The sequence below is a fragment of the Micromonospora sp. CNZ286 genome (assembly GCF_014207755.1).
On sequence record NZ_JACHIZ010000001.1, the window covers coordinates 2,121,888 to 2,146,641 of the forward strand.

Below are 24,754 nucleotides of genomic sequence, written 5' to 3' on the forward strand. Positions count from 1 at the left end.
ATCCTGGCACGATGACCGAGGCCGGCGCTGGGCCGGCGTTCCTCGCGGCGCAGCAGGCGGCGGGAGTCATTGCGGCCAGACACCGCGGTGACTTCGCCGGCGCCGAGGAACTGCTGGGCGCCATCGGCGACGAGACCGTGCGCACCCGGGTTTCATGCTGCTCGCCGAACTCGCCCTTGGCCCTGGTCCAGTCACAGACAGGGCAGAGCATGGACGAACTCGTCCATGAGGTCACGTTGCTGATGGCCGAAGTGGTGGGCAGCGTCGGACACCAGCCCGGGCTGGACCTCGCCCACGCCGAGCCCGGCGGTCCGGCGGATGGACAGCAGGCGATACTGGGGCGGTGGAAGGACAGGCTCGCCGAACCGGGCGGCTCATGGTGGCGGGCACGACGTCGGACGCGGGCAAGAGCCGGGTGACGACCGCGTTGTGCCGGGCGTTCGCACGGCGCGGTGTTCGGGTCGCTCCGTTCAAGGCACGGAACATGGCGAACAATTCGATGGCGTGTGCGGGTGGGGCGGAGATCGGCCATGCTCAGTGGGTGCAGGCGCTGGCGGCGGGCGCAGAGCCGGCCCGGCAGGCCCGGCTGGATCTGCTCGCCGACCTGGCGGAGAAACACCTGGAGGTCGACGCGCTGCTGAACCTAGCCGAGCGGGGCGCTCCCGCGGCGCCGGTGATCGGACCCTACGCGTGAGGATTCTCGTGCTCGGTGGGACGGGCGAGGCCCGCGCGCTGGCGGCCTCGCTCGTCGACGACGGTGCCGTGGTCGTGACCTCACTGGCGGGGCGGGTCGCGCGTCCCCGGCTGCCGGTGGGGCAGGTCCGCGTCGGTGGCTTCGGCGGGATCGCAGGACTGGCCGCGTACCTGGCGGAGACCCGGGTGCGTGCCGTGGTCGACGCGACGCACCCGTTCGCGGAGAAGATCAGCGCCAACGCGGCGGCGGCGTGCCCGGCCGCCGGGGTTCCCCTGCTCCGTTTGGAACGGCCCGGCTGGGCCGCTCGCCCCGAGGCGTCGGCCTGGTACTGGGCCGGTGACCACAGTGAAGCTGCCCGGGTGGCGGCCGGTCTGGGCGACCGGCCGTTCCTCACCGTCGGACGGCAGTCGCTGGCGCACTTCGTCGAACCGTTGCGCCGGCACGCGTGCCTGGTTCGCGTGGTGGACGAGCCCGACATCGTTCTGCCGGTGTCGTGGAAGCTGCTGCGCAGCCGCGGTCCCTACACCCTCGCGCACGAGCGGGAGGTGATGGCGGGCACGGACGTTCTAGTTACCAAGGACTCCGGCGGTGACCACACGGTCGCGAAGCTGGAGGTCGCCGCCGAGCGGGCGATGCCGGTCGTGATCGTGCGCCGCGCCGGGCCGCCGGCCGGAGTGCCGCTGGTCCGTGACGTGGACGCCGCCCTGGCGTGGGTGCGGGCGTTGCCCGCACCCTGACGCGAGGTTCAGCCGGGAAGGTTCAGAGCGTGGCCGCCAGCTCCTGGCGGCGCAGCCGCTCGGCGGCACGGTCCGCGTCGCGTCCGACCAGACCGGTCAGCACTGCACCCAGGACCGCCCAAGTCGCGGCCAGGGTCGTGATCGACGAGATGCGGAAGTACCAGAGTGTGTCGGCCGGGAAACCGCCGACCTCGTTGACCGTCGGCAGCAGAGCCCCGGCGACCACGACGACCACGAGATAGGCGCCGGCACCGGCCAGCACCGCCGAGTATGCGCCCAGCTGGGGCAGCAGACGCCGGGCCAGGACCACGGCGCCGATCGCGGCGGCCAGGCTCAGTGCCCAGAACCCGAAGTACAGCGCGGTCCGCTCGTTGATCGTGTCACCGGAGCCGACCGCCGGTGGTGTGGCGGGGTACTTGAGGAACGGCACGAGGGCGGTGGCGACGAAACCGACGGCGGCGACCACCGCGGTGCTGGCCCGTGCGGACAGGGAGCCCAGACGCCCGGCGGCGAAGGCGGCAGCGAGCGCGGTCGCTCCACCGAGGACGATGCCCACCAGGATGGTGCCCAGTGCCAGGCCCCCGGTGGACTGGGTGCCACGCGAGACCTCGGCCTCCTCCTCATCGTGGCTGTGAGACTGCTCGGCGGTGGCATTGTCGTGCGGGTGCTCGGCGGCACCGGCTTCCTCCAGGGCGATGGCTGCATCGACCTGGGGTTCGGCGACGACGTAGGAGACGAGGAAGGCCGCGAAACCGGCGATGAGCCCGGCCAGCAGCCCGTGAACGAGAAAAGTGCGAGGGGTCATCAAGGGTCCGTTCGAGAGCCGGCCGCGGGCATCACGAAACGCCCGCAGCGCCGGTGACGAGGAAAGACGAAAACTCCGGCCGGGCCGGGCGAACTGCCGCGTGGCGTGGTGTCAGTGGCAGGGGAAGCCCAGCACGTGCCGTGCGTCGTGCGTCAGCTCGTGGATGAAGGTGCCCTCGAAGACGGAGAAAGCTCCCTGCTCGGCGCCCACGAAATACAGGACGACGGCGGTGACCAGCGCGAAGAACAGCGCCCAGGGGGCGAGCGCGCGAACGGGGATGGTGGGAAGAACGGCCGGAATGGCCGTGGTCGCCTGAGGCATGACACTCCTTGGGATGCTGCGTCCCGTCGATGGGTGGTCGACCTGGCTGGAGGGTCTGGCTTCGCCGCGAGCGGCGTCACAGTAGCGCGACTGCGCCGGATTCACACCGGCTTCCTTCAGCAGGGTGGCACGACCATATCAGGTATCGGAGCAACGCGACGCTGTCGCGACTGCCTGCACGGCGGCCGGTCCGAGGGCGACGACGTGGCCGATCACCGTTACGGCGGGCGCGCCGATGCCGGCCTCGGCGGTGTCGGCGACGACGTCGGCGAGGGTACTGCGCAGCACCCGCTGGCCGGCCGAGGCGGCGTCCGCGACGACGGCGCAGGGTGTGTTCCGGTCGAGACCAGCGGCGACGAGCGCGTCGGCGATGGCCGCGAGGTTGCGCATGCCCATCAGCACCACGAGGGTGGTGCCGGTGCGGGCGAGGGCGGCGTAGTCGATCGACGAGTCGGGATGGCCGGGCGGTACGTGGCCGGAGATGACGGTGAAGCCTTGCACGAGTCCGCGGTGGGTGACCGGGATGCCGGCCAGCTCCGGGGCCGCGATGCTGGAGGTCACGCCGGGTATCACGGTGGTGGGGACGCCGGCTTCGGCGCACGCGGTGACTTCCTCGAAGCCGCGGCCGAAGACGTACGAGTCGCCGCCCTTGAACCGCACAACGTGCCGTCCGGCGCGGGCGTGCTCGACGAGCAGCGCGTTGATCTGTTCCTGGCTCGTGCTCCGCCCGTACGGGATCTTGGTGACGTCGATGATCTCGGCGTCCGGGCGCGCCCACTTCAGGGCCTCCCACGGGGCGAGCCGGTCGGTGAGGATCACGTCGGCCTGCTTGACGGCCGCGCGTCCGGCGACGGTGACCAGCCCCGGATCGCCCGGGCCGGCGCCGACCAGCGTGACGTGTCCGGCCGTTCGGACCGCTGCCGCCGACCCGGCCTCCGAGGGTGCGACGGTACGCAGCACGACGTCGAACCGGCTCTCGTCGACCGGGGTGGTGACCCAGGTCAGGCGCCCGCGGAGGGCGAGGTCCTCCAGCGCGGCGCACACGGCCGGCGCGGCGACGGTGACCAGGGCCCGCTTGTGCAGCAGCGCACTGACCGTGACGGCGGCGGGTGCGCTCCCGTCGAGGACGAGCACGCTACGGCCGGTAAGGTTCAGCTGCATGTGACGGTGATTCCTAACGTGCTGAGGAGACAGCCGTCCGGTGTACGGCCTCGGTGAACGACTGGGCCAGATGCGGGTGCCCAGCCCAATGCACGTGCAGATAGGACGCGCTGAGGCTGGGGGAGGCGAATCCGGCATTGCGGCCCTCGATGCGCCAGGCGGGGTGCTCGCCGTGACCGGGTGTGACGGTGGTGCGGTGGAATTCGTGGCCGGTGGCAGCGGTTCCCCGCTCGCCGAGCAGCTGGTCCGAGCCGAGTCCGGCACGGTGGTACGCGAGGGTGAGGCGCGGCGTCATGACTGCTTCGGCGTCGAGCGCCCCGACCATGGGATGGCCGTCGACGGAGCGGCACAGATACAGCAGGCCGGCGCACTCGGCGACGGTGGGGACGCCGTCGAGGACGGCCTGGCGCAGTTCGTGGCGCAGCGTCGTGTTGGCGCTCAGCGTGGACGCGTGTACCTCGGGGAACCCCCCACCGAGGTACAACCCGCGTGTCCCGGCGGGAAGCCGCTGGTCGCGGGCCGGGTCGAACGGAACGACGGTGCAGCCCGCCGCCTGCAGCAGCTCGGTCGTCTCGGCGTACCGGAAGGTGAAGGCACGCCCGGCCGCGACCGCAACCACCGGTGATCCGGCGCCCAGCCGCCGGACGTGCGCGGCGGGATCCCATGGCTGGGCGTCCAGATCGGGTGCGGTGCGTGCCACCTGCAGCACCGCATCGAGGTCCACGTGGCGGGCGATCTGCTCGGCCAGCACGTCCAGGGCGGCGGCGGCCTCCTCACGTTCGGCTGCCGGCACGAGCCCGAGGTGGCGCGACGGGGCGCTGACACCCTGGTCGCGGTGCAGGATCCCGAGCACCGGTACGCCGGTGGATTCCACCGCCCGGGCCGCCTCGGCGGCGTGGCGGGCGGACCCGGCTTTGTTGAGCACGACACCCGCGACGGTGACGCCGGCCTCGAACGTGCCCATTCCGTGCACGACGGCCCCTACGCTGCGCGAGGTGTGCGAGACGTCCACGACCAGCAGGATCGGGGTGGCGGTCAGGGCCGCGAGGTGCGCGGTAGAGGCGAAACCGTCGCCGCCGATGCGGCCGTCGAACAGGCCCATGACCCCTTCGACGATGGCGATGTCCGCGTCGCGTGCGCCGTGCAGCAGCAGCGGGATCACGAGTGAGGGGTCGGTCAGGTGCGGGTCGAGGTTGCGGCCGGGGCGTCCGGTGGCCAGCGCGTGGTAGCCGGGGTCGATGTAGTCGGGCCCCACCTTGTGCCCCGACACGGTGTGCCCGCGCGCGGCCAGCGCGGCCATGAGCCCGGTCGCGACCGTGGTCTTGCCGTGGCCGGAGGCCGGCGCCGCGACGATCAGCCGCGGAAGGCTCACCATTCGATGCCTCGTTGGCCCTTCTGGCCGACGTCCATCGGGTGCTTGACGTGCTGCATCTCGGTCACCAGATCGGCTGCCTCGATCAGCCGGTGGTCGGCCCGGCGCCCGGTGACGATCACGTGCTGACGGCCGGGACGGTGGACCAGTGTCTCCACGACGTCGCCGACGTCGACCCAGCCCCACTGCATCGGATAGGTGAACTCGTCCAGGATGTAGAGCTGGTGCCGTTCCGCCTGGATACGGCGCTTCACCTCCGCCCAGCCCTCGGCGGCGTCCGCGGCGTGGTCCGCCTCGGTGCCGCTCTTACGGCTCCAGGACCATCCGGAGCCCATTTTGTGCCACTCGACTGGCCCGCCTTCGCCGGTCTGCTCGTGCAGCAGCCCGAGCCTCTCCAGGACGGTCTGCTCCCCGATGCGCCACTTGGCCGACTTCACGAACTGGAACACCCCGATGTCCCAGCCCTGGTTCCAAGCGCGCATCGCCATACCGAAGGCGGCGGTCGACTTGCCCTTGCCGTTTCCGGTGTGGACCATCAGCAGCGGCCGGTTGCGCCGCTGGCGGGTGGTGCTGCCGTCGTCCGGGACGGTGAGCGGCTTACCCTGCGGCATCAGGCTACCCCCGCCCGCGGAGCGGTCGCCGTGCGAACGACCCCGGTGAGCCCGTCGGCGGTCACTTCACCGAGCGGCACGTGCTCGGCCCTCAGATGAGTGGCAAGCCGGGCGGCGAGGCCGAGCCGGAATCGTCCGGTCTCGCAGTCCACGACGACGACCTGGACACCGCTGGTGGCGAGCGCGGCGGCGGCGCGGTGGGCACGACCCAGCGGGTCCGGGCCGGAGGTGGCGCGGCCGTCGGTCACCACGACGAGCAGGGGCCGGCGGGACGGGTCGCGCAGCGCCTCCCGGCGCAGCACCTCGCCACTGCGTTCCAGGCCCTCCGCGAGCGGGGTCCGGCCACCGGCCGGTAGGTCGGCCAGGCGGCGGGAGGCGACGTCGACCGAGCCGGTCGGTGGCAGGACGACCTCGGCGGTGTGCCGGCGGAACGTCACCAGTGCGACCTTGTCCCGGCGGCGGTAGGCGTCCAGCAGCAGCGACAGCACAGCGGTCTTGACCTGCTCCATGCGGCGGCGGGCCGCCATCGAACCGGACGCGTCCACGCACAGCAGCACGAGGTTCGACTCGCGCCCGACGGTCTCGGCCCGGCGCAGGTCGCCGGGCACGAGCGCGAGGCCGCGACCGCCGGTCAAGCCACCCCGGGAATGCTGATGCGGCGCCGCCGCGGTGATGGTGCCCGGCAGGTGCAGCCGGCCGTCGCCGGACGTGCGCCGCCGCTGCCCGGCGACACGGCCCTGCGGTGTTCGTGCCCGGGACCGCCGGCCGGCCTGACCGTCGCCGGTTCCTTTCACGACCAGCAAGCGGGCACGTGCGGGCTCGCCCGCGGATGCCATCGATGTGGCGGCCTGCCGTTCGGGCTCCGGTACGGGCGGGCTCTCGCCGGGAAGGCCGGGCACGTCCCCGGCCGATCTGTCGTGCCCGGTGTCGTCGGGCAGACCGCCGCCGGGACCGTCGGGTCCGGGGTCGGGGTCGTTGTGGCCGAGTAGGTCGTCCAGGCGGTCCTGGTCCAGGCCGGGCTCGTCGAAGGGGTTGCGGCGGCGGCGGTGCGGCAGCGCGAGACGGGCGGCGATGCGGATGTCCTCGAGTGTCACTCGCGTACGTCCCCGCCAGGCCGCGTGCGCCGCGGCGGCGCGAGCGGTGACGAGGTCCGCACGCAGGCCGTCCACGTCGAACGCGGCGCACAGCTCGGCGATCCTGGTCAGCGTCTCGTCGTCGAGCACGACACCGGCCAGCGAGCGCCGGGCGGCGGCCAGCCGGGTGCGCAGGGCTTCCTGCTCGCCGGCCCAGCGTGTGGCGAAGCCCTCCGGGTCGGCGTCGAATGCGAGCCGGCGGCGGACCGCCTGCACCCGCAGGACGGGGTCACGCGGGGCGGCGACCTCGACCGTCAGGCCGAACCGGTCGAGCAGCTGCGGGCGCAGTTCGCCCTCCTCCGGGTTCATCGTGCCGATCAACACGAACCGGGAGGCATGCTCGACCGAGACACCGTCGCGTTCGACGCTGACCCGGCCGGTCGCCGCGGCGTCGAGCAGCAGGTCGACCAGGTGGTCCGGCAGCAGGTTGACCTCGTCGACGTACAGCAGGCCACGATGGGCCCGGGCCAGCAGGCCGGGCTCGAACGCGACGACGCCGTCTCGCAGCGCGGCATCGAGCTTCAGCGATCCGGTCACCCGGTCGTCGCCGGCTCCGACGGGTAGTTCGACGAGGCGTACCGGCCGTTCGACGACGGGCGTGGACACGTCGAACGGCCCGTCGGGGCAGACCGCCGAGGGATCGTCCGGGTCGATGGAGAACCGGTCGCCCGCATAGACCCGTACCGCCGGGAGCACCTCGGCGAGGCCGCGCACGGTAGTGGTCTTGGCAGTGCCCTTCTCCCCGCGGATCAGGACACCGCCGATGAGCGGATCGATCGCGACCAGGGTGAGGGCGAGAGTCATGTCGTCGGCGCCGACGACGGCACAAAAGGGGTACTGCGCTGGCATGTAGGGCTCCCGCTCGATCTGCCATGGCGGTCCACGACGCGGCATGCGCCGTGGATCGGATCGAGGCCGGTCTTCGGACTTCCCAGGTCAATGCCTGGATCACCGCAGCGGGCCCTGTGCCGGATTCTCACCGGCTTCCCAGATTCTCCCCGTGACCACGGTCGTGGGGCACCTCGAACCTGTGCATCACCATAGACGCCCCGGTGGCCGGGGCAAGGGCCGGTGGGCGGCTAGGGTGCATCTCCATGGAGGAGCGGGTGACCGTGGTGGGGGTCGGGGCTGACGGGTGGGTGGGTCTGCCGGAGCCGTCCCGGGCGCTGGTGCGGGCGGCCGCGACGCTGCTCGGCGGGCGGCGGCACCTCGAGGCGGTGCCGCCCGTCGACGGCCAGCAGCGCGTGGCGTGGCCGTCGCCGCTGCGGGACAATCTGCCAGGTGTGCTCGCCTCCGCGCGAGGGCCGGTTGTCGTGCTGGCCTCCGGCGACCCGCTCGTGTCGGGTATCGGCACGACGCTGCTGGACGTCCTGGGCCCGGAGCGCGTGACGATCGTGCCCGGGGTCTCCTCGGTAGCCCTCGCCCGAGCACGTCTCGGATGGCCGGCTGAGTCCGTCACCACGGTCAGCCTGGTCGGCCGGGACCTACGGCTGATCGTGCCTGCGCTCTCGGCCGGGCGCCGGCTGCTCGTGCTGTCCAGCGACGAGACGACACCCGCGGCCGTGGCCGCGGTGCTGACCGGGCTCGGTTGGGGGCAGTCCAGGCTGGTCGTGCTCGGTGACCTCGGTGCCGCCGGTGAGTCGTGTACCGCGACCACCGCGGCCGGGTGGGACCTGAACGACGTGCCGCGGTTGAACGTTCTCGCCGTCGAAGTTCGCGGTGCCGGTCCGGGCTGGGCCGCGGGCGGCGTGTTGCCCGACGACGCGTTCGAGCACGCCGGGCAGATCACCAAACGTGACCTGCGGGCCAGTGCCCTGGCCCGGCTCGCGCCCGCGCCCGGTCAGCTGCTGTGGGACGTCGGCGCCGGCAGCGGCTCGATCGGTGTGGAGTGGATGCGGGCCTGGCCGACGGCACGGACGATCGCGGTGGAGCCCCGCTCCGACCGGGCCGCGCTGGTGCACCGCAACGCCGCTGCCCTCGGCGTGCCGGGTCTGTGTCTGGTCGAGGGTTCGGCGCCCGGGGCCCTGTCCGGCCTGGACCGTCCCGACGCGGTGTTCGTCGGCGGCGGGGCCACCGTCCCCGGCGTGCTGGACACCTGCTGGGATGCGCTCGGCGCCGGTGGACGGCTCGTCGTGCACGGTGTCACCGCCGAGACCGAGGCGGTGCTGCTGGAGCAGCACCGCCGGCGCGGCGGTGAACTCGTCCGCCTGCACGTCGAACGCGCCGAACCGCTCGGCGGCTTCACCGGCTGGACGCCCGCGCGGGCAGTCAGCCAGTGGTCCATCGTCAAGGGAGATTCATGACCGTCCATTTCGTCGGGGCCGGGCCCGGCGCCGCCGACCTGCTCACCCTCCGCGCGGTACGCCTGCTCGAGTCCGCCGACGTGTGCCTGTACCCGGGCACGTACCTCGACGCCGAGGTGCTGGAGCACTGCCGTGACGACGCCCGGCTGATCGACACCCAGCACCTCGACCTGGACCAGATCACCACGCACCTGGTCCAGGCACACGCCGACGGGTCCGAGGTCGTACGGCTGTGCTCCGGTGACCCGTCGCTGTACTCGGCGGTGCACGAGCAGGCACGCCGGCTCGACGCCGCCCGGGTCCCGTGGGACGTCACGCCCGGCGTGCCGGCCTATGCGGCTGCTGCCGCCGCCGTCGGCGCCGAGCTGACCGTCCCGGAGCTGGCCCAGTCGGTCGTGCTCACCCGCGCGCAGGCCCGGTCCACGGTCATGCCGTCGGGAGAGAAGCTCGCCGCGTTCGCCGCGACCGGCGCGACGCTCGCCCTGCACCTGGCGGTCACGCGTACCCGCGAGCTGGCCGCCGAACTGGCCGGCTACTACGGCCACGACTGCCCCATAGTCGTGGTGCACCGGGTGTCGCAGCCGCAGGAGCTCATCCTGCGCGGCACGCTGGCCGACATCGGCGGCCGGGTCGAGCAGGCCGGTCTGCGACAGGCAGCGGTCATCCTGGTCGGCCCGGCGCTGGCCGGGGACGTCCGTGGCGGCGAGTCGTTCCTCTACTCGGCCGGTCGCGAGCGCCGCGTGCGCGGCTGATCAGGGCACGAAGCGCGGGCTCCAGACACGTCCGGCCGCGGTGACTCGCGTCGCCGAGGCGCCGATGATCAACAGGCATTTCATGTCGATGCTGCCGGGGTCCAGTTCGCCGAGCGAGGTGACGGTGAGACTCTCCCCGGCCCGGCCGATGTCGCGGCCCACGACCACGACCGTCCGGGGGGACTTGTGCTCCAGCAGCACGGCCCGGGCCTGCGCGACCTGTTCGGTGCGTGAGCGTGAGCGCGGGTTGTAGAGGGCCAGCACCAAATCCGCCTCGGCGACAGCGCGCAGCCGCTTGACCACGACCTCCCACGGCTTGAGCCGGTCCGACAGGCTCATCACCGCGAAATCGGCCCCGATCGGCGCGCCCGCGCGCGCCGCGACCGCCTGGACGGCGGAGATCCCGGGTACGACACGGATGGCGACGCCGGCGTAGCGGGGGTCCTCCGCGGCCTCGAACACCGCCGACGCCATGCCGAAGACGCCCGCGTCACCGCCGGAGACGACCGCGACGCGCTCACCGGCGAGCGCCAGTTCGAGCGCCTGCCGGGCCCGCTCGAGCTCGACCGTGTTGCCGGAGGCGTGGCGGACGAGTCCGGGGCGCTGCGCGACGCGCTGGACGTACGGGCCGTAGCCGACGACGTGGCCGGCCTCGGCGAGCACCTGCGACGCCTCGGGGGAGAGCCACCGATCGGGACCGGGGCCGAGGCCCACGACGACGACCTCGGCGCCGGGATAAGGTTCGGTGACCCTGGTGGCCGGGAGGTCGTAACGGGCCACTCCGGGCCGGGTGTCGCCGGGGACCAGCACGATCGAGAAGTACGGCACCGTGGCGGGGTCCACGTCGGCGACAGGCAGTACCCGCTCGGCGGTCATCGACGCCCGTTCGACGTACCAGGAGCCCTCGACGCGCCCGGCCTGCTCGAGCGCCGAGCGGACCTTGGTGAACGTCCGGCCCAGCTTCATGATCACCGCCCCGTCGGTGTCGGCGAGACGCCGGGCCAGCTCGGGCTCGGGCAACGTTCCCGGCAGCACGGTCAGCACGTCGGTCTGCCGGACCAGCGGCAGGGCGGTGGTGGCGGTGGCGGCGGCGAAGGCGGGCACACCGGCGACGACCTGCGTGTCGAACTCGCCGGCGAGCCGGTCGTGCAGGTACATGAACGAGCCGTAGAGCATCGGGTCGCCCTCGGCCAGCACGACCACGTCGCGGCCCGCACGAAGGTGGGCCCGCAGCCGCTCGGCGGCTTCGGCGTAGAAGTCGGCCATCGCCCCGGCGTACCCGCCCGGGTGCTCGGTGCTCTGGGTCGTCACCGGATAGACCAGCGCCTCCTCGATCACGTCGTCCGGGAACAGCCCGGCAGCGATGCGGCGCGCGTTGGACTGTTTGCCGACACCCTGGTGGTAGGCGATGACCTGGGCCGCGCCGATCAGCCGGGCGGCTTTGAGCGTGATCAGTTCGGGATCACCCGGGCCGACCCCGACGCCGGACAGCCGCCCGGTCACTCCGCCTCCCGGGCGAGGGCGTTGAGCGCGGAGGCGGCCATCGCCGAGCCGCCCCGGCGCCCGGTCACCACGAGATAGGGCACGTCGAGGCCGGGGGCGTCGGTGGCGAGGTCGATGAGCGCCTGCTTGGACTCGGCGGCGCCGATGAATCCCACCGGCGTACCGATGATCGCAGCTGGTCGTGGCGCGCCGTCGCGCAGCATCTCCAGCAGGTGGAACAGGGCCGTGGGGGCGTTGCCGAAGGCGACGACCGCGCCGGCGAGGTGGTCGGTCCACAGCGACACCGCCGCCGCCGACCGGGTCGTTGCCCACCGGTGGGCAAGCGCCGGGACCTCGGGTTCGTGCAGAAAGCAGCGGACCTCGTTGTCACGGGGCAGGCGGGCGCGGGTAACGCCGGCGGCGACCATGTGCGCGTCGGTCAGGATCGGCGCCCCCGCCTCCAGCGCCCCGCGGGCGGCGGCCACCAGGCCGGGGTGGATCACCAGGTTGCGGGTGAGGTCGGTCTGGCCGCATGCGTGGATCATCCGCACCGCGACCTTCTCGGCGTCGGCCGGCACACCCGAAAGATCGGCCTCGGCACGGATGGTGGCGAACGAGGCGTCGTAGATCGCCGCGCCGTCGGTGACGTAGTCGTAGCGGCGTGCCGGTGTGGTGAGACTCATGCGTTCTCCAGATCGGGGACGAGCAGGGTGCGGTACGGGGTGACGACGATCTCGCCGGCGCCGAGCGCGCGGATCTCCTCCAGCAGGGGAGCGTCCACTCGGCCGCCGGAAGCCGCGAGGTGCGCGGTGACGCGGCCGTCATCCTGAACGATCCTGCCCAGCGCGGGTGGAGGTGTGCTCACCCGGGTCCGCTCGGCACGGTCGAGTACGGTGCCCAGCAGCGCGGCGCCGGCGCCGGGCAGCTCGTCGACGTGCCAGGGTGAGTCCGGCCGGTCACCCGCGAGCCCGGCGAAGCGTACGGCGAGCCCGGTCAGCGCCGCGGCGGCCTCGTCCAGCCGGATGACTGGCCCCCACGCCGAGGTTCCGGCGCGTAGCTGCGCGGTGTCCGAGTCGAGCGCCACCAACCCCAGGTCCAAGTCACGGCTGACCAGATCACCGCGGCCGTCGTCAAGCACGAACAGGAACCGTCCGGTCAGCGCGGTGAGCCGGGGCTCGGCGCGCAGCCGTGCGTCGAGTCCGGCGACGACCGGGTGTAGATCGGCCCGGCCGCCACTGCGTCCGGTCAGCGGTGAGGCGAGGATGTTGCGGACCAGCTCGTGCGACGTGGACGGTACGAGCCCGGTCGCGATGACGTCGGCGACGACGGTCTCGGGCAGCCGCCCACCGTCGTGCTCGAGACCGCGCACCTGCAGGTTGGCGCGGCTGGTCAGGTGGACCGCGCCGTCGCCGTGCGCACGGGCCACCTCCACGAGTGCGCACAGCGCCGCAGTCGGCACGATCCCGCCGGGGACGCGCACCCGCACGAGCGCGCCGTCGTCGGCGATCCATGGGCGCAGCAGGCCGGGACACAGGTCGCGGCGGGTCCTCTCGGTCACGGCGACATGGTGCCAGAGCCCGTCCCCGGCGACACCGGCTGTCGGTGCTACCGTCGTGATGCCAGTCAAACTCAGCCATGAGCCAGGGAACCCGGTGCGAATCCGGGACTGACGCGCAGCGGTGAGGGTGACGGGCGGGGCACGACGCCACTGGACCCACGGTCTGGGAAGGCGCCCCGTCCGGTTGATCCCGAGTCCGAAGACCTGCTGGCCGCAGATCCGTCTGCGACACGTGCCCATCCAGGCCTCGCGCACAGGCCCCGGACGAAAGAAGACCCCGTGTCCCGATCGCACCGGATCACCGGCTCCTGACCCCGTGAGCGTCCTCGTTCACGTCGCGACCGCACTGACGGACGCCGCGTCGCCGGTGCTACGCGGGCAGGCCGAGGCAGCCGGCGCCCGACTGGCCTTCCTGCAAGCCGGCGAGCCGACGCTGACCCATGTGCTCGACCTGCTGCACGCCGAGGGCGCCCGGGAGGTTCGCCTGGAACCGGTGAGCACCGACGACCTGACTTTCGCCCGTTCGTGGGTGGGACGCGTGGCCGGCCACTGGCACCGTCAGCAGATCGACCCGCCGGTCATCCGGTTCGGCGAGCGCGCGATCACCGGGCACGAGGCGCCACTCACCTCACCGGCCTGGGACACCCTGCCGCCGTACCGCCATCATCTACTGCTGTGCCGCGGCCCGCGCTGCAGTGCCCGCGGCGCGGACGAGACCTATCGCGCGATCGTGGGCGCGCTCGTCGAGCAGCAGCTCACCGACGCCGACGTCCTCATGGCCCAGACCGGCTGCCTGTTCCCGTGCAACCACGGACCAGTCGCCGTCGTGCACCCCGACGGCACCTGGTACGGGCCGGTGCGACCCGGCGACGCGGCACGCCTCGTCGGCGAGCACCTACGCGCCGGCCGTCCGGTCGGCGACCTGCGCCTCGGCTCCCGTGTCACCGAAGGAGAAACATGACACGCATCGCCCTGCTGTCCACCTCGGACACCGACCTGCTCTCGGCGCGGGCCAGCAACGCGGACTGGTCCTGGGCCAACCCTGCCCGGCTCACCGGCGAGCGCCGCGACACCCTGACCACCGAGGCCGACGTGGTCGTTCTGCGGGTGCTCGGCTCGCCCGAGGACGTACGCGACCTCGCCGCGCTGATCCGCGGCACCGGCCGTCCCCTGGTCGTGCTCGGTGGGGAACGGACGCCGAACGCCGCGTTGATGGGGCTGTCGACCGTCCCGATCGGCGTCTGCGCCGAGGCGCACCGCTACCTCGCCGAGGGCGGCGCGGAGAACCTGCGCCAACTGCACGCCTTCCTGTCCGACACCGTGCTGCTGACCGGCGAAGGCTTCGAACCGCCGGCCGTGCTGCCCGAGTGGGGAGTCAGCCGGCAGCCGGCCCCGGACGCCCGGCCCCGCGTCGGAGTCCTGTACTACCGGGCCCACGAGGTGAGCGGCAACAACGCGTTCGCCCACGAACTCGCCGATGCCATCGACACCACCGGCGTGGCCGCCGGCGTACCGATCTACGTCTCGTCACTGCGGGCGGCGCCCGAGGAGTTGTACGCCGAACTCGCCACCCTGGACGCGATCGTCGTCACGGTCCTGGCCGCCGGCGGCGCCCGGCCCGCCACCGCGAGCGCCGGCGGCGACGACGAGTCCTGGGACGTCGAACGGCTGCGCGCCCTCGACATCCCCGTGCTGCAGGCTCTGGCGCTCACGTCCGGCAGAGCCGAGTGGGAGGCGTCCGACGAAGGCGTCACCCCGCTCGACTCCGCGACCCAGATCGCCATCCCCGAGTTCGACGGCCGCCTCATCACCGTCCCGTTCTCATTCAAGGAGGTCGACGCCGACGGCCTGCCCCGCTACGTGACCGACCCTGAGCGATGCACCCGCGTCGCGGGCATCGCCGTCAACCACGCCCGACTGCGGTATGTCCCGCCCGCCGAGCGCAAGGTGGCCCTCGTCCTGTCGGCCTACCCGACCAAGCACAGCCGCATCGGCAACGCCGTCGGCCTCGATACGCCCGTGTCGGCGATCCGATTGCTGCGCGCGATGCGAGATGCCGGCTACGACCTCGGCGCACCCGGCGCAATTCCCGGGCTCGACCCGCTGCTCCCGGTCGAGGGAGAGGATGCCGACACGACGGCCGGCAACGCGCTCATCCACGCTTTGATCGCCGCCGGTGGGCAGGACGAGGAGTGGCTCACGCAGGCTCAGCTCAGCGAGTCGCACGTGCGTATCAGCCGGGACGACTACCGGCGCTGGACTGCCGGATTGCCCGCCGCGCTGCGCGACGCCATGGCCGAGACCTGGGGCGAGGCTCCCGGCTCGCTTTTCGTCGACGACGACGGCGACATCGTGCTGGCCACCCTGCGCGCCGGTAACGTCGTCATCCTCATCCAGCCCCCGCGTGGCTTCGGCGAGAACCCGGTCGCGATCTACCACGACCCGGCCATGCCTCCGTCGCACCACTACCTGGCCGCGTACCGCTGGCTCGAACACGGCTTCGGCGCCGACGCGGTGGTGCACCTCGGCAAACACGGCTCGATGGAGTGGCTGCCGGGGAAGAACGCCGCGCTCTCAGCCGCCTGCGCCACGGACGCGGCAATCGGCAGCATGCCGTTGATCTATCCGTTCCTGGTCAACGATCCTGGCGAGGGTGCCCAAGCCAAGCGCCGCGCGCACGCCACCATCGTCGACCACCTGGTGCCGCCGATGGCACGCGCCGAAAGCTACGGCGACATCGCCAAGCTGGAGCAACTGCTCGACGAGCACGCCAACATCGCCGTGATGGACCCGGCAAAGCTGCCCGCGGTCCGCCAGCAGATCTGGACGCTGATGCAGTCCGCACAAATGCATCGCGACCTCGGCCTGGACGAACGGCCCGGCGACGAGGAGTTCGACGACTTCCTGCTGCACGTCGACGGCTGGCTGTGCGAGATCAAGGACGTACAGATCCGCGACGGATTGCACGTGCTCGGCCAGGCGCCGACCGGACAGGCACGCGTCAACCTGGTGCTCGCCGTGCTCCGCGCGACACAGGTCTGGGGCGGACAGAACCGGGCACTGCCCGGCCTGCGCGCCGCGCTGGGTCTTGCCGAGGACGCCCCGGCGGCCGACGTCGACGCCGTGGAAGCGCAGGCCCGTGCCCTGATCGAGGCGATGGAGAAGGCCAGCTGGCAGGCTGACGCGATCGACGCGCTGCACGACGACCCGGTGGTACGCGACGTCCTGCGCTTCGCCGCCGAGCAGGTCGTGCCGCGACTGGCCGCCACCACCGACGAACTGACCAACGTCCTGCACGCGCTCGACGGCGGTTTCGTCCCGGCCGGGCCCTCCGGCTCCCCGCTGCGCGGACTGGTCAACGTCCTGCCGACCGGCCGTAACTTCTACACCGTCGACCCGCGGGCCGTTCCGTCCCGTCTGGCCTGGGAAACGGGACAGGCGATGGCCGAGTCCCTCGTCGCCCGGCACCTCGCCGAAACCGGCGAGCATCCCCGATCGGTCGGCCTCTCCGTGTGGGGCACCTCCGCGATGCGCACCTCCGGCGATGACATCGCCGAGGTGCTGGCGCTGCTGGGCGTACGCCCCACCTGGGACACGGCCTCACGCCGGGTCAACGGCCTGGAGGTGATCGGCCTCGACGAACTCGGCCGGCCCCGCATCGACGTTACCGTGCGCATCTCGGGATTCTTCCGCGACGCCTTCCCACACGTCATCGAACTCCTCGACGACGCCGTGCAGCTCGTCGCCGGGCTCGACGAACCCGATGAGCGCAACTACGTGCGGGCACACACCCGCCACGACCTCGCCGAGCACGGCGACCAGCGGCGGGCCACCACGCGGATCTTCGGTTCGAAGCCCGGATCGTACGGCGCCGGCATCCTCCAGGTCGTCGAGTCCGGCACCTGGCGCGACGACGCCGACCTGGCCGCCGTCTACACCGCCTGGGGCGGCTTCGCCTACGGCCGCGGCCTCGACGGAACCGCGGCAACCGACGACATGCGAACCAACTACCGGCGCATCGCCGTCGCCGCGAAGAACATCGACTCCCGCGAGCACGACATCGCCGACTCCGACGACTACTTCCAATACCACGGCGGCATGATCGCCACGGTCCGCGCGCTGACCGGCGCCGAACCCAGGGCGTACGTCGGTGACTCCACCACGCCGGACGCCGTACGCACCCGCAGCCTGCAGGAAGAGACCAACCGCGTCTTCCGCTCGCGGGTGGTCAACCCGCGCTGGATCGCGGCGATGCAGCGCCACGGCTACAAGGGAGCGTTCGAGCTCGCCGCCACCGTGGACTACCTCTACGGCTTCGACGCCACCGCCGGTGTCGTCCACGACTGGATGTACGAGTCGCTGGCCCGCGAATACGTCCTCGACGAGACGAACCAGCAGTTCATGCGCCGCGCGAACCCCTGGGCACTGCGCGGCATCGTGGAACGGCTGAACGAGGCCGCCGACCGTGGACTGTGGGCCGAACCGGACGCCGAGGTCATGGCGGAGATGGCCCGCGTGTACCTCGAGGTCGAGGGAGACCTGGAGGATCAGGCGTGACACGGCGCCTCACCCTGGTCGGCCTCGGCCCGGGCGACCCCGAACTGGTCACGGCCCAGGCCGTCCGGGCACTCAACGAGGCCGACTACTTCCTTGTCGCCGACAAGACCGGACAGCACCCGGGCACGGCCGACCTCATCGCGATGCGAGAGGCGATCTGCGCCCGGCACGTCACCGGCGCCTGGCGGCTCGTGCACGTACCCGACCCGGAACGCGACCGTGCCGACCCGGCCGACTACACCGGCGCGGTACGCGACTGGCACGAGGCACGGGCCCAGGCGTTCGAGCAGGCATTGCTGGACAACCCGGGAGACGCCGCAGTGCTCGTCTGGGGTGATCCGGCCCTGTACGACTCGGCGATCCGTGTGGCCGACCGCATCGCCGAACGCGCACGGGTCGACATCACCGTGGACGTCGTACCCGGCCTCAGCAGCATCCAACTGCTGGCGGCACACCACCGGCTCGTCCTCAACACAATCGGTGGCCCGATCACCATCACGACCGGTCGCCGCCTGCTCCACGACGCGGCGACACACGACAACCTCGTCGTCCTGCTCGACGGGGCATTGACCTGTCGCCAGCTCCCCGGACTGTCGGCCTGGCAGATCTGGTGGGGCGCGAACCTCGGCTCGTCCGACGAGCAACTGGTGGCCGGCAACCTTGACGAGGTCGCCGACCGGATCTGGTCCCGGCGGACGGCGGCGAAACAAAGCCGCGGCTGGGTCATGGACACGTATTTGTTGCGCCGGGCCGGCAGCCTCGAGCGGCGATCCTGAGAATCACATCCTTTGACCCACCGATGATCACCCAGCCGCGAACGCACTCCTGCGATCGCTGGCCGCAACCCGTTACCGTGCGTGCCGCTCTAGCTGTAATGCCCAGCAGCGTTGTTGACGCGGCTGATGGGTGGTTTGCCGCCGAGCGAGGTGTGGTTGCGGTGGTGGTTGTAGGTGTGCAGCCAGGCGGGTAGAGCGTCAGCGCGTTGCTGGTTGTTGGTGAAGGGTTGGGCGTAGGCCCATTCGTCGCACAGGGTGCGGTTGAAGCGTTCGGCTTTGCCGTTGGTCTGTGGTCGGTAGCGGCGGGTGAAGCGGGCGGTGGCACCGAGGTCGGTCAGGGTCTGGTGCCAGGCTCGGCCGCGGCGGTAGGCCAATGCGTTGTCGGTCATGACGCGTTCGACGCGGGTGATTCCGTGGGTGGCGAAGTGCTCGGCGGCGCGGCGGAGGAAGCCGGCACAGGTGTCGGTCTTCTCGTCGGGGTGGATCTCGGCGTAGGCGAGACGGGTGTGGTCGTCGATGGCGCAGTGCACGTAGTCGAAGCCGACACGGCCGGCGGTGCGGGCACGGCGGTGTTCCAGGCTGTCGCGGCCCAAGATGCGCCAGCCGCCGCCGTCGCGAACCCGGCCGAGTTTCTTGACGTCGACGTGGATCAGCTCGCCGGGCCGGTCGCGCTCGTAGCGGCGGATGAGCTGACCGGTGGGCCGGTCGAGCCAGGCCAGGCGGTGTAGACCGTGCCGCGTCAGAACGGCGTGCACCGTCGAGGCCGGCATCCCGAGCAACGGTCCGAGCCGGCGAGCCCCGAGTTTGCGTTCCTGGCGCAGTTGGCAGACCCGCGCCTCCAACTGGGCGGGCGTCTTGTGTGGCTGGTGGTGAGCCCGGCTGGATCGATCCCGCAGACCAGCGTCGCCCTCGGCCCGCCACCGCTGCAGCCACTTGTAGCCGGTGGCCCGAGAACAGCCCAGTTCCTTCACGACGTGGGCCACCGGCCGACCCTGGTCAACGACACGCGTGATGAGCAGCCGCCGGCCGTGGATGGTCAGCCGGGCATTACGGTGGGCCATGGAGACCTCCGGTTCCGTGTGGGCGTCAGCACCTCACACCTCGCCGGAGGTCTCGCCTCGTCTCAAGCCGCCACGCCGTCAACAACCCTCATGGGCATTACATCTAGCGCCTTGCGCCGAGCCCTGAGCGCGAGCGTAGTGTGGCGCGCGGTGGCCACTGCGCGGCTGAATCAGCTCGCGGTGCAGGTAGGTGTCGGTGTGGTGGGTGTACTGGTGGTGGAGCCGAGGAAACCGAAGGTGGTGCTGGCGCCTGGGGCGAGGCTGCCGTTGTAGCTGACGTTGCGGGCGGTCACCGCGGATCCCTGATTGGTGACTGTCGCATTCCACGCCTGGGTGACCGTCTGCCCCGCGGGGTAGGTCCAGGTCACGGTCCAGCCGTTGATCGCCGTGCCGCCCGCGGTGACCCGCACCTCGCCCTGGAAGCCGCCCGACCACTGGCTGGTCACCGTGTACGTGGCGGCACAGCCGCCTCCGCCAGTCGGCGGTGGGGTGGTCGGCGGGGGCGTGGTCGACCCGCCCCAACCGGTGGTCGAGTCGAGCCAGGCAGCGCGGCGCAGCATCCAGTCCCGCATGAACTGGACCTGCCCCTGCCAAGTCGGTGAAGTCGGCGTGACGAAGGGCCCGATCATCCGGGTGCTCAGGTTGGGCCAGCGCTGGAAGTTGCGCTGTGCCCCGTTGGTCAGCGGACCGGTGAGGGCGTTGATTCGGGACTGCAACGATGCGTCGGACAGTGGGCCACGGCGCAGCGTCTGCCAGCGCAGCCGCACCTCGTTGACGAAGGCCGGGTCACGCATCAGCTGCGTGTACCAGTCGTTGGCCACCGGTTGGCGGATCTGCTGGTACTGCCAGCCGGATGTCTGGTCGTTCTGGAAAAAGCCGCCCACACCGAAGGTGAGGTTGTAGTCCCAGAGCGGGCCAGCGGAGATCTTGGTGTCGCGGTCCTTGTAGAAGTACGCGCTGCGGATGTACGAGTCCATCTCCCGGCTCAGCTCGTTGATGATGAGCTGGTCTATGAAGGAGGGCACGTCGATGTACGCCCGGTAGCCGGTGACCGGGTCGGCGAAGTTCGGTGCCCGCAGGACGTTGTGGAATTCCTGAAGATGGTTACGCAACCAGTCGCGTTGCTCTGGTTGCAGGGGGGACGGATCGGTGACCTCAAGGTAGTTCCAGCAGCTTGCCGCCGGCCCGGTGCAGGGCAGGATCGGCTCCTCGGCGAGCTGGGCGACGCGGGGCAGCGGGAGGTGGCCAGGCGGTACGCCGCCGCGTGGGAGTCCGGCGACGTCGAGACGATCGTTGCGATGCTGACGGAGGACGCGCGGTACTCGATGCCGCCGCTGACCGTCTGGTACGAGGGCCGTGAGCAGCTCCGCGGCTTCCTGACCGAGGTGACGGGCGGGCGGAGGTGGCGGTTCCTGCCGACGAGTGCCAACGGGCAGCTCGCGTTCGGGACGTACCTCTGGAACGACGCGGCTGCCGCCTACCTGCCGGCGGGGCTGGACCTGCTCGTGCTGCGGGGGCGCCGGGTGGCCGAGGTCGTCTCGTTCCTCGACGTGCCCCTGCCCGACTTCGACCTGCCAGATCGGCTGCCGGGAAGGAAGTCGCAGACGGGCCTGCACCTGTAGTGCACGCGGCCAGCGCGTCGCCTCGGCGAGGTCCGGACCGCTCGGCGTGGCTGGTTTCGGCGGTTGTGGGGGAGGGGCAAGGATAGGAACCGACGACAACCCCTCCGGAGGGACGGCTCTCGTGGAAGTTACCGGCTTCTTCACCGCGATCATCATCGGTCTGGTCATCGGCGCACTCGGCCGCCTGGTGGTGCCGGGCAAGCAGAACATCCCGATCTGGCTGACCCTGCTCATCGGTGTGGTCGCTGCGATCCTCGGCACCCTCGTCGCCGGTGCGCTCGGTGTCGACGACACCCGCGGTATCGACTGGATCGAACTGGCCATCCAGGTCGCCTTCGCCGCGATCGGCGTGGCGCTCGCGGCAGGCGCGTACGGCCGGCGCCGTATTCGCTGACCGCTCCCGGCACGACGGCGGCCCACCCCGGCGCGGGGTGGGCCGCCGTCGTGCCGTCCACCTGTCGTTCAACTGGAATTCGTATGTTCTTCACAGCCGGCTCTGAGGTTGACCTGATTACCTCCCTTTCGTCCTAGCCGTTTGCAGATGGGCGACGAGAGATGCGAAACCCCCTTCGACGACGAGGTGTACCGCCCGATCCCACCGGGGACGGCCCGCCGGGGCCGGTCCCGCCGGAGCATCCGGCGCTGCGGGTCGCGAATGATCAGGCCGGTCACGCGTTGCGGGCGCCGAGCAGGCTGCACGCCTTCAACCGGTACGAGATCAAGTACGTGATGCCGTACGCCGTGGTGCCGGAGCTACGCGAGGCCCTCGCTCGCCGGCTCGATCTCGACGCCTACGCCGCCGGTGGCGGCTACGGAGTGTGGAGCGTCTACTACGACACGCCTGACCTGCGCTTCTACTGGGAGAAGATCGAGGGACTACGGTTCCGGCGCAAGCTGCGGCTTCGACACTACGGCGACCGGTTCCGAATCGACGACGACAGTCCGGTGTTCGTGGAGATCAAGCAGCGGGTCAACCGGGTCACGCAGAAGCGGCGGGTGGAGTTGCCCTACCGGCTCGCCCGGGATCTGTGCGACCGCCGGATGGCGGTCGACCACGACCCCGGGCAGGGGGCGTTCCTCGATGAGGTTCTCGACCTTCTCTGCCGGCTGGATCTGCGGGCCGTGGCGATGACCGGCTATCAGCGGGAGGCGTTCATCGGCCGGGACGCCGACTCCGGCCTGCGGGTGACGATCGACCACCGGGTGCGGGGGCGGGACCGGGACTTCCATCTCGGGGCGGACGTCGAGAACCGTCTCATCGTCCCGGCCCGGCTGGCCGTGGTGGAACTCAAGGCCGACGAGCGGGTTCCTCGCTGGCTCACCGACCTGACCGCCCAGATGAACATGTCCGTGGTGCGGGTTTCCAAGTACTGCCAGAGTGTCGAGGCGTTCGGTCGTGCGCCTCGCTCGATCTTTCATGTTGCCGACGACGACGCCGGTGCCCTGGTGCCGGCCGCCAACCGAAGTGAGGCGTGACAATGCCGTTCGATGTTCAGGATCTGTCCGGCACGTTCAGCATCGGCGACATCGCCATCGCGCTGTCGCTGTCGTTCGTGCTCAGTGCGATGATTGGCTGGGTCTACCGGTTCACCCACCGAAACGTCTCCTACAGCCAGTCCTACGTCCAGACACTGGTCATCCTGGGCATGCTGATCGCATTGATCATGCTGGTGGTGGGGTCGAACATCGCGCGGGCGTTCGCGCTGGTGGGGGCGTTGTCCGTGGTGCGGTTCCGTAACGCGATCAAGGAAACCCGCGACGTCGGCTTCATCTTCCTGGTGATGGGCGTCGGCATGGCCGCCGGTACCCGCTTCTACACGCTCGCGATCGTCGCTGCGGTGGCGATCAGCCTGATCATCGTGGTGATGTACCGGTTCAACTGGTTCGCATCGAGTGTCCAGCGGCAGGTGGTCAAGGTCCAGGTGCCGCCGGACGGCAACTACACCGCGAGCGTCCAGGACGTGCTCATCGCACACACCAGCGAGTTCGAACTGGTCAGCATGGAGTCCATCCGGGGCGGCGCGCTGACCGAGCTCATGTACACGGTCCGGTTGAAGAAGGGCCACGAGCCGGGTGACCTCATCAACGCCCTCGGTGAGCGTACCGGTGGCCAGCGGGTGACCGTCCTGACCGGCTACGACCAGACGGACCTGTGATGCCACGGTTTGCGATTCCGGAGTCGTCCGCGCCCCCACCGACGCCCCCGCCGGCTCGACGGCGACTGCGGCACCGGGTTCCGATCCGGGTGCGGCACTACTGGAAGCTGCTCGTGACGTGTGCCGCGTTCGTGGTCATCTGCGCGGTGGTGTTCAGCACCGTGCGGGTCGCGCCGCTGGTCGTCAGCAGCAGCGACCAGACCGCCGACGAGGTCACGCAGGATATCGCCGGCGCGGTCGACCTCTTCGACGCCGGGGTCGCCCACACGATCACGCTCACCTACCGGGAGAAGGACTACCAGGAGATCCTGGACGACTACTGGGACGACGGTGAGAAGACCTGGCTCGAGGCGGACCTCACGATCGACGGCGCCACCATCCCCAGCGTCGGTATCCGGCTCAAGGGCAACTCGACACTCTCCGGCCTGACCCGCAATGGTGAGTCCCGGCGTGCCGGGGCGGGCCGCGGCGGGTTGCCCGGCGGCGGGCAGATGGCCGGGCCTGGTGGTGCGCAGCCCGGTGGTGCTGGACCGGGCGGGTTCGGGCGGTCCTCCCTCAAGGCGGAGGAACCGGAGAACCTGCCCTGGCTGGTTCGCTTCGACGAGTTCATCGACGGACGCCGCTATCAGGGGCACCGTGAGGTGACGTTGCGGGTGGCGGGCATGGGTGGCGGCGGCGGCACGACGGTTCTCAACGAGGCCGTCGCGCTGGGGGCGCTCGCGGCCGCCGAGGTGGATGCGCAGCGTTACGCATACTCCAGCTTCACCGTGAACGACCGGCCGACCACCACCCGCCTCGTGGTCGAACATCCGGACGAGACCTTCGCCGACGCGCTGGGCGAGTCCGGTGTTCTGTACAAGAGCATATCGACCAGTCAGTTCACGGACCAGGGCGATGATCCCATCGACTACGCCGACGACTTCAAGCAGATCACCCTGAAGGGCAGCCAGGATCTACAGCCAGTCATCAAGCTGATCAAATGGGTCCAGGAGAGCAGCGACGCCGACTTCGACGCGCACCTCGCCGATCATGTCGACGTGACGTCGTTCGCTCGTTACGTGGCCGCGCAGAACCTGCTGCTCAACTTCGACGACATGTCCGGGCCGGGCCGGAACTACTACCTGTGGTACGACCTGAAGACGAAGAAGTTTTCCGTCATCGGCTGGGACTACAACCTCACCTTCTCCGGTGAGGCCACCCAGGGGCCGCATGACGCGGGCCGGATGGGTGGCCGGTCGCCGCAGGATGGTGCGGCCGGCCATCAGCCCCCGGCCGGTATGGATCGACCCGGCGCCGGGCAGTTCCCGGACGGCGGCGACGGTGAGGGGGGCCGGGCGCGGGGGATGATGAGCGGGCACAAGCTCAAGGAACGCTTCCTCGCCAGCGCGGCCTTCAAGACGGTGTACGAGGATGCCTATCGCGAGCTGTACCAGAAGATCTACGCGCAGAACGGCGCGCAGAAGGCGCTCGACGAGATCGTCGCCGTGCTGCCGACGGTCGGCGGCTACCAGGCGCAGACCACCGACACGGCAGTCGAGCAGCTCCGCGCTCTGATCGGGCGGCGCAGCGACCACCTCGCGACCGATGCGGTGATCACTGCCGGATGAGGCGTCCGGGCATGAACGAGCCGGTCGGCGGCGTGCGTGGAGGCAT

The 24,754-nt window shown here is 71.1% G+C and carries 21 protein-coding genes, 4 pseudogenes and 3 riboswitches; of the genes and pseudogenes, 13 read left to right on the forward strand and 12 right to left on the reverse strand.

The features are described from left to right. Positions 1–11: 11 nt before the first annotated feature. From FHX31_RS32635 to FHX31_RS09855, 3 genes and pseudogenes are all read left to right on the forward strand, one after another. Complete coding sequence (locus tag FHX31_RS32635) at positions 12–419, forward strand: hypothetical protein (protein ID WP_063778319.1); 408 nt, start codon at positions 12–14, stop codon at positions 417–419. Continuing rightward, positions 377–571: pseudogene (locus FHX31_RS32640) on the forward strand (nucleotide-binding protein); the annotation flags it as partial. The gene FHX31_RS32635 and the pseudogene FHX31_RS32640, both read left to right, overlap by 43 nt. Before the next feature lie 131 nt (positions 572–702). Then, complete coding sequence (locus FHX31_RS09855; RefSeq protein ID WP_013476131.1) at positions 703–1,431, forward strand: cobalt-precorrin-6A reductase; 729 nt, start codon at positions 703–705, stop codon at positions 1,429–1,431. Between the two features lie 22 nt (positions 1,432–1,453). Here the strand turns inward: FHX31_RS09855 and FHX31_RS09860 are convergent, their stop codons facing one another. The 6 genes from FHX31_RS09860 to FHX31_RS09885 form a co-directional block, all read right to left on the reverse strand. Continuing rightward, positions 1,454–2,236 carry a CbtA family protein gene (locus tag FHX31_RS09860; protein WP_030275084.1) on the reverse strand — a complete coding sequence of 261 codons (783 nt, stop codon included), beginning with the start codon at positions 2,234–2,236 and terminating at the stop codon, positions 1,454–1,456. Positions 2,237–2,347: 111 nt separating this feature from the next. Beyond that, positions 2,348–2,557, reverse strand: coding sequence for a CbtB domain-containing protein (locus FHX31_RS09865; RefSeq protein WP_013476133.1), 210 nt, complete (start codon positions 2,555–2,557; stop codon positions 2,348–2,350). Next, a riboswitch (adenosylcobalamin (AdoCbl) riboswitch) is annotated at positions 2,556–2,696 on the reverse strand. (Overlaps the previous gene by 2 nt.) After that, the gene (gene cobA, locus FHX31_RS09870) at positions 2,696–3,718 is read right to left on the reverse strand and encodes a uroporphyrinogen-III C-methyltransferase (RefSeq protein WP_013476134.1); all 1,023 of its coding nucleotides are present in this window, start codon (positions 3,716–3,718) and stop codon (positions 2,696–2,698) included. (Overlaps the previous riboswitch by 1 nt.) A 13-nt stretch (positions 3,719–3,731) precedes the next feature. Further along, positions 3,732–5,093 (reverse strand): cobyrinic acid a,c-diamide synthase CobB, encoded by a 1,362-nt coding sequence (locus FHX31_RS09875; RefSeq protein WP_013476135.1) that lies wholly within the window; start codon positions 5,091–5,093, stop codon positions 3,732–3,734. Next, positions 5,087–5,701, reverse strand: a complete 615-nt coding sequence (cobO, locus tag FHX31_RS09880; protein ID WP_013476136.1) for a cob(I)yrinic acid a,c-diamide adenosyltransferase — start codon at positions 5,699–5,701, stop codon at positions 5,087–5,089. The genes FHX31_RS09875 and cobO overlap by 7 nt, the downstream gene beginning before the upstream one ends. After that, on the reverse strand, positions 5,701–7,683 hold the full coding sequence (locus tag FHX31_RS09885) for a magnesium chelatase subunit D family protein (RefSeq protein ID WP_184975779.1): 1,983 nt from the start codon (positions 7,681–7,683) through the stop codon (positions 5,701–5,703). Before FHX31_RS09885 ends, cobO begins: the two co-directional genes overlap by 1 nt. Positions 7,684–7,730: 47 nt before the next feature. Then, a riboswitch (cobalamin riboswitch) is annotated at positions 7,731–7,874 on the reverse strand. 54 nt (positions 7,875–7,928) lie between these two features. On the opposite strand from FHX31_RS09885, the gene cbiE reads away from it, so the two are divergent. Both cbiE and FHX31_RS09895 read left to right on the forward strand, forming a co-directional pair. Then, a complete protein-coding gene (cbiE, locus tag FHX31_RS09890; protein WP_184975782.1) occupies positions 7,929–9,137 on the forward strand; it encodes a precorrin-6y C5,15-methyltransferase (decarboxylating) subunit CbiE in 1,209 nt (402 codons plus the stop codon). Continuing rightward, positions 9,134–9,889 carry a cobalt-precorrin-4/precorrin-4 C(11)-methyltransferase gene (locus tag FHX31_RS09895; protein WP_013476139.1) on the forward strand — a complete coding sequence of 252 codons (756 nt, stop codon included), beginning with the start codon at positions 9,134–9,136 and terminating at the stop codon, positions 9,887–9,889. The genes cbiE and FHX31_RS09895 overlap by 4 nt, the downstream gene beginning before the upstream one ends. On the opposite strand, the gene FHX31_RS09900 is transcribed toward FHX31_RS09895, so the two are convergent. The 3 genes from FHX31_RS09900 to FHX31_RS09910 are packed head-to-tail and all read right to left on the reverse strand — an operon-like array spanning position 9,890 to position 12,929. Beyond that, positions 9,890–11,392 carry a precorrin-2 C(20)-methyltransferase gene (locus tag FHX31_RS09900; RefSeq protein ID WP_013476140.1) on the reverse strand — a complete coding sequence of 501 codons (1,503 nt, stop codon included), beginning with the start codon at positions 11,390–11,392 and terminating at the stop codon, positions 9,890–9,892. Then, positions 11,389–12,054 (reverse strand): precorrin-8X methylmutase, encoded by a 666-nt coding sequence (locus FHX31_RS09905; RefSeq protein ID WP_013476141.1) that lies wholly within the window; start codon positions 12,052–12,054, stop codon positions 11,389–11,391. Before FHX31_RS09905 ends, FHX31_RS09900 begins: the two co-directional genes overlap by 4 nt. Next, on the reverse strand, positions 12,051–12,929 hold the full coding sequence (locus tag FHX31_RS09910) for a sulfite reductase subunit beta (protein WP_030275071.1): 879 nt from the start codon (positions 12,927–12,929) through the stop codon (positions 12,051–12,053). Before FHX31_RS09910 ends, FHX31_RS09905 begins: the two co-directional genes overlap by 4 nt. Positions 12,930–12,974: 45 nt before the next feature. Next, positions 12,975–13,155: riboswitch (cobalamin riboswitch) on the forward strand. 90 nt (positions 13,156–13,245) lie between these two features. Here FHX31_RS09910 and FHX31_RS09915 point away from each other — a divergent pair. Genes FHX31_RS09915 through cobF form a run of 3 tightly spaced genes read left to right on the forward strand, consistent with a single transcriptional unit; the run spans position 13,246 to position 18,262 of the window. Next, positions 13,246–13,890 carry a (2Fe-2S) ferredoxin domain-containing protein gene (locus FHX31_RS09915; protein WP_013476143.1) on the forward strand — a complete coding sequence of 215 codons (645 nt, stop codon included), beginning with the start codon at positions 13,246–13,248 and terminating at the stop codon, positions 13,888–13,890. Continuing rightward, a complete protein-coding gene (cobN, locus tag FHX31_RS09920) occupies positions 13,887–17,486 on the forward strand; it encodes a cobaltochelatase subunit CobN (RefSeq protein ID WP_030502026.1) in 3,600 nt (1,199 codons plus the stop codon). The genes FHX31_RS09915 and cobN overlap by 4 nt, the downstream gene beginning before the upstream one ends. Further along, positions 17,483–18,262 (forward strand): precorrin-6A synthase (deacetylating), encoded by a 780-nt coding sequence (gene cobF / locus FHX31_RS09925; protein WP_013476145.1) that lies wholly within the window; start codon positions 17,483–17,485, stop codon positions 18,260–18,262. Before cobN ends, cobF begins: the two co-directional genes overlap by 4 nt. An 89-nt stretch (positions 18,263–18,351) precedes the next feature. Here the strand turns inward: cobF and FHX31_RS09930 are convergent, their stop codons facing one another. From FHX31_RS09930 to FHX31_RS32650, 3 genes and pseudogenes are all read right to left on the reverse strand, one after another. After that, a complete protein-coding gene (locus FHX31_RS09930; RefSeq protein ID WP_184975786.1) occupies positions 18,352–19,323 on the reverse strand; it encodes an IS481 family transposase in 972 nt (323 codons plus the stop codon). Between the two features lie 170 nt (positions 19,324–19,493). Then, positions 19,494–19,832: pseudogene (locus FHX31_RS32645) on the reverse strand (cellulose binding domain-containing protein); the annotation flags it as partial. Positions 19,833–19,871: 39 nt separating this feature from the next. Further along, positions 19,872–20,558 (reverse strand): annotated as a pseudogene (locus tag FHX31_RS32650) (CotH kinase family protein); the annotation flags it as partial. Between FHX31_RS32650 and FHX31_RS09940 the strand changes: the two are divergent. The 5 genes and pseudogenes from FHX31_RS09940 to FHX31_RS09960 all read left to right on the forward strand — a co-directional run. Beyond that, positions 20,481–20,945 (forward strand): annotated as a pseudogene (locus FHX31_RS09940) (nuclear transport factor 2 family protein); the annotation flags it as partial. The pseudogenes FHX31_RS32650 and FHX31_RS09940 overlap by 78 nt on opposite strands. 121 nt (positions 20,946–21,066) lie before the next feature. Beyond that, a complete protein-coding gene (locus FHX31_RS09945; RefSeq protein ID WP_013476147.1) occupies positions 21,067–21,339 on the forward strand; it encodes a GlsB/YeaQ/YmgE family stress response membrane protein in 273 nt (90 codons plus the stop codon). 161 nt (positions 21,340–21,500) lie between these two features. After that, positions 21,501–22,421 carry a polyphosphate polymerase domain-containing protein gene (locus FHX31_RS09950; RefSeq protein ID WP_047892850.1) on the forward strand — a complete coding sequence of 307 codons (921 nt, stop codon included), beginning with the start codon at positions 21,501–21,503 and terminating at the stop codon, positions 22,419–22,421. Between the two features lie 2 nt (positions 22,422–22,423). Beyond that, complete coding sequence (locus FHX31_RS09955; RefSeq protein ID WP_013476149.1) at positions 22,424–23,101, forward strand: DUF4956 domain-containing protein; 678 nt, start codon at positions 22,424–22,426, stop codon at positions 23,099–23,101. 89 nt (positions 23,102–23,190) lie between these two features. Further along, positions 23,191–24,708 carry a CotH kinase family protein gene (locus FHX31_RS09960; RefSeq protein ID WP_486481661.1) on the forward strand — a complete coding sequence of 506 codons (1,518 nt, stop codon included), beginning with the start codon at positions 23,191–23,193 and terminating at the stop codon, positions 24,706–24,708. Positions 24,709–24,754 lie beyond the last annotated feature (46 nt).